This is a genomic window from Calditrichota bacterium, from assembly GCA_014359355.1.
In the GTDB taxonomy this organism is placed as follows: Bacteria; Zhuqueibacterota; Zhuqueibacteria; order JANLFK01; family Oleimicrobiaceae; genus Oleimicrobium.
This window is the reverse complement of sequence record JACIZP010000368.1, coordinates 1-4,462: the sequence shown is the minus strand read 5'-3', so window position 1 is coordinate 4,462 and position 4,462 is coordinate 1. Positions and strand designations below refer to the sequence as shown.

Genomic DNA, 4,462 nt, shown 5'->3' with positions numbered 1-4,462 from the left:
AGTCTTGGCAGCGGCGGCAAAAAATCATCAATCGAGGCCACGATGACATGCTTGATGGGAAGATGCTGGCGGATTCGCTCCAGACGGGGCAGCAACAGGTCAAGGATTACCACCGTCTCCGCACCGCTGTCGTGCAGCTGATGGCCGAGTTCTCGCTCGGTGTACAGAGGATTGGTGGGGACCACCAGGGCTCCCAGTCGCATGATTGCCCAATGGGCAATGACGTATTGCGGGACGTTGGGGAGTGCGATGGCCACTCGCTCCCCTCGCTGCACGCCCAACCGGTGCAGGGCGTTTGCGAAACGGTCAACCAGGCTCCCGAGTTCGCCATAGGTGATGGCCCGACCAAAAAAGTGGATCGCTGTGCCCTGCGGCTGTTCGGCAACAGCAGAAGACAGCAAATGGGTGATCGGTACGCTGGGGACATCAAGCGTCCGACTGACTGGCTGGTCGTAGGAGGCGAGCCACGGTCGATCCATGGTACTCCTCGAATGAACGAATTGCCACTACCTGCTCAGAAGGGACCGGTATGCTTGAGCGTGTCAAATGTAACAAATCGTCCTGGACGGTGCAAGCGAAAAACGCTCTTGTCCTTCACCACTGGCGCCGCCTTCGGGCACCATTCAACTTGGTGGGTGCCGCTCTCGCCAGCGCGAGAGGTGACGGGCACGGATATTTCGCACCTGCTGCTGGCTCTTCTTGGCTCGCTTGGTCAACCAAGCGACCAGGACACACAAGAGAAGAATCACCACAAGTTTCAGCACACAAGGGCCTCCATCTGTAGCTCACGTGAGACGTTGTCTCGGCAATGAGACAATTGAACCGTAGTTCGCCAGCTCCAGGGACGATGGGAACGCCACTTACGCGCCCACGACGCTGGCACCCACCTTGCACGCTGGCGGTGGCCAGTACAGCAGCGGAAAAAGACGTGGAGAGACCTATGACCGACATCGAAGTGAAGCAGTTGATCATCACCTGCGAAGCATGCGGGTACGTCAGGCATTTCACTGTTTCGAGCTCTGAGGATTGTGAGCAAATCTTCAACGAGTTTCAATGTCCCAACAATTGCGGCCGAAACCTGTACAGCTATATCACCGTAGGCACATTTCGCCGCCAGACTGTAGCCGCGAGTCAGGAGCCGGCGGGAGCGTGGACGATGCGCGAGTTATGATGTGGGGACTCTCCACTCGCGGTGAACAAAAAAGGGCCTTCGTCAAGGCCCTTTTTGCTTGCTTACAGTGGAGCTGAACGGATTTGAACCGTCGACCTCTTGTCTGCCAGACAAGCGCTCTCCCAGCTGAGCTACAGCCCCTTAACGCGTCGAAAAAGTAAGCATTCCCGCCGACAAAATCAAGCAGAATTTTTGTCGCGGAGTGACCACCTCGCGTACCACATTCATAGGCTAACTTCCCACTGCCTTCCTCGCCAGCCGTTCGACCGCCTGATCGAGCCAGGCCAGCGTGGCGCCCAGGTGCTCTCGCTGCCCTCCTGCTACCTCCACAAAATTGGGACGCCCGCCTCCTTTGGCGCCGAGACGAGTGCAAAGTTCCGGGACCAATGTCCGCAGGTCGGGGCCGTGGAGCCTGGTGCCCACCGCCACGTGCACGACCGGGCTCGACTGCGCCAAGACGACGGTGGGGATGCCGCCGTCCAGGAGCTGGAAGGCGAGTTTACGCACCAGCGCCCAGTCGAGGCCTTCGAGCTCCTCGACGACTCGAAGTATTGACTCCGAGGGGCCTGAGAGAAGCCTTTCCCGGAGGGCAACCAAAAGGCGTTCCTGACTTGCGCGCAGCTGCCGCGTTGTGCTCTGCAGTTCCTCACGCAACTTGCGCACCGACGATAGCACCTCCCCTTCGCCAGTCGTTAGCTCGCCTGCCAATGCCTCTAAAGTCGCAGCCTTCCGCGTATAGTCGCGCAGAGCACGCCTTCCGGCCACGAAGCGAAACCTCAGATGGCCCCGGAGCTTCTCCCTCCCCACAATCTTCACCAGGCCCACTTCCCCAGTTGCGGCCACGTGCGTCCCACTGCAGGGGTCAAGGTCAAAATCGGCAATTTCGACCAGGCGAATGGGGCCATTGATTGCAGGCCTCTTGCGCAGGGGGAGCTGCGCCGCTTCGTCGGCTTCCACGAAGAAGCTGCGCACAGGGCGATTCTCCCAGAGCACACGATTGGCAAGCTCCTCCACGGCCGCAAGGGCTTCTTGCCCGATCTCGGCGAGCGCCAGTTCCAGGGTAGAAGCCTCCTCGCCCAGATGGGAGGAAAGCGTCTGCGCCCCGGTCACGCGCAGAAATGCCTGGGCAAGGACGTGGAAAGCAGTGTGCTGCTGCATAAAGTCAAAGCGACGGTCCCAGTCTACGCTGCAGTGCACAGTCGTTCCTTCAGCAACGTGCCCGTGGACCTTGTGGATGACCATCCCATCCTCTTCTGCCACATCATCCACTGGGCAGCCGGCCAATTGCCCGGTGTCATGCATCTGTCCGCCTGACGTGGGGTAGAAGGCAGTCCTGTCCAGTATGACCGCACAGCCGTGCTCAGCAGGCCTCACCTCCACGGCTTGGGCCTCAAACTCCCGCAAGTATGCATCAAGCCAGTAAAGTCGCTCGGTCATCCGACGTCGTTGCCCTTCCTAACCCATCGCAGCGCACTTTCGTCCCCCATCATTTGGGACGTACGCCTGGACTCTGCATCAAAGAGGCGCGCCACTCTTCCAGCCGCTTCTCGTGCTCTTTCAACACTGCCACCATGTCAGGATCGTCAGGGAAAGAGTCATCCAAAGGCTTCTCTTTGGCGGTAAACGAACTGACTCCTTTCTCGTCGATCTGCACGGTCGCCACGCGCGCCAGCTTTCCCTGTCGCCCACCCGGCAGGAAGAGCACGCCATTCTCCAGCGATGCCTCCTGGTTCTGGTAGCCTGAGTTGCCTACTACCACCACGTGAACGCCTTGCACCTTCTCGGCCAGCTCATGTGCCTCGGCCCAAGTCATGAAAGTGAGAAGCACAATGACATCGCACTGTTTCCGAAGAACAGCTACTGCACTCTGCACCTCAGGCACTGGGTCTGCAAAGCGGGCTTTTTCGGTGCCTGGGGGCGGTTGCCAGGTGAGCTCGTAAGGAGGGCTAACGCCGATCACGCCTATCGAAAGCTCCCGGCTGCTCCCCGCAGAGGGAAGGTGCACAATGCGGTAGGCAGGAAGCAGCCTCTTGCCCTTTTCGCCATATGCATTGGCTGAGATCAGGGGCACGCCGTTTTTCTTGCTCTGTTCGACCAGGGGGAGTGCGCCATGTGCAAAGTCCCGCTGGGCGGCGTTGATGGCGTGGTACCCCATCTTGGTGAGGCCCTCGAGGATGGATTCCGCCTTGAACCTGTTGAGCGTACCGGCCCCTGCGTTGAACCCACCCGCATCGACAATAAGCCACTGGGCCCCTTTCATTTGTTGCTTGATGTAGCTTGCTCTCCGAGCCAGCCCGCCAGCGCGGCCTTCACCTCAGCCGCACGGCTCAAGGTAGCCGCAGATGTCCGACGAGTAGAAGATGGTCAGTTCCACCTTCTCGGCTGCCCTGACCTCAAGGGCGCTTGCCCCGAGGAACAAGCAGATCCCGACGGCAAACAACTGAAGCATTCTCTTCACGTGGGACATAACGAACCTCACCAAAGTTGTACACTCTATGACCGAGAAAATATAGAAAACTTCACACAAAATGCAACCCTTTTGTGAACCTCGGAGGGGATCGTCTGGGGGGCTCACCAACGTCGCGGCGGCCCGGCAGCAAGGCCGGAACCACTCGGGAGACGCGGCCAACACAGAGGCAACGGGCGACTGTTAGTGCAGCCGGGCCGGCCCGTGGATTTGGATTAGGCCCCTCATGGCTCCACGCCAGCTCCCGCCATTCACAAAACGCCCGCCTTTGCACGAGGCAGAGGCGGGCGCATACGGTCGTTTCTCAAGAGGGACGATTACCGCGAGGTCGCGGGACCTCCTGTGCCTGGTGCACCCTAAGAGCGCGAAGGTCGCCCTCTTGGCGCCAATCGGGAGGTGCCATTGCTCCCATTGCTCGCGCCAGGTGGCTTGCGCAGGGAGGGAACCGGAGCAGCGTACGCCCCGCTCGTTTGCGACTTCTCTCTGGGAGCTGGGCGCGCCTCCTGAGTTTGGCCGTGTACAGGAGTCGGCGAAGAGGCACGGACGCGAACCTGATCTTCGTCTCTTGGCGCGCGGTGCCGCTCTCGCTCCGCTGGCGGAAAAAGCTGGCGTTCCGCGGGCCGCTGCTGGCTCTGAGGACTGCGGTTCCACAGCGCCTGGCCTTCTTGCTCATGTGGCACACGACGGCGAGACCGAACGGCCTCATCGCTGCGCGGCGCCGCCTGGGGAGCGGTGCGTTCCCAGAGACGAGGAGACTCGGGCCGTCCCAGCTGCCTCTCTGGCCGAAATCCTTGCTCCGAGGGTTCTTCACGGGCTATCCTCTG

At 60.4% G+C, this 4,462-nt stretch carries 5 protein-coding genes and 1 tRNA gene; 1 reads left to right on the top strand and 5 read right to left on the bottom strand.

The window, feature by feature from the left end; all coding sequences use genetic code 11:
* Window positions 1-479 (bottom strand): AMP-binding protein (locus H5U38_15365; protein MBC7188403.1); only part of this gene is annotated, 479 nt, incomplete at its 3' end.
* Between the two features lie 461 nt (window positions 480-940).
* Here H5U38_15365 and H5U38_15360 point away from each other — a divergent pair.
* Window positions 941-1,171: a hypothetical protein gene (locus H5U38_15360; protein ID MBC7188402.1), complete on the top strand. Its 231-nt coding sequence runs from the start codon at window positions 941-943 to the stop codon at window positions 1,169-1,171.
* A gap of 68 nt (window positions 1,172-1,239) precedes the next feature.
* Here H5U38_15360 and H5U38_15355 read toward each other — a convergent pair.
* The 4 genes from H5U38_15355 to H5U38_15340 form a co-directional block, all read right to left on the bottom strand.
* Window positions 1,240-1,312, bottom strand: a tRNA-Ala gene (locus H5U38_15355).
* A 90-nt stretch (window positions 1,313-1,402) separates the two neighbouring features.
* Window positions 1,403-2,608, bottom strand: a complete 1,206-nt coding sequence (locus H5U38_15350) for a hypothetical protein (protein MBC7188401.1) — start codon at window positions 2,606-2,608, stop codon at window positions 1,403-1,405.
* A 49-nt stretch (window positions 2,609-2,657) separates the two neighbouring features.
* On the bottom strand, window positions 2,658-3,431 hold the full coding sequence (locus tag H5U38_15345) for a hypothetical protein (protein MBC7188400.1): 774 nt from the start codon (window positions 3,429-3,431) through the stop codon (window positions 2,658-2,660).
* A gap of 54 nt (window positions 3,432-3,485) precedes the next feature.
* The gene (locus H5U38_15340; GenBank protein ID MBC7188399.1) at window positions 3,486-3,638 is read right to left on the bottom strand and encodes a hypothetical protein; all 153 of its coding nucleotides are present in this window, start codon (window positions 3,636-3,638) and stop codon (window positions 3,486-3,488) included.
* Window positions 3,639-4,462: the final 824 nt, after the last annotated feature.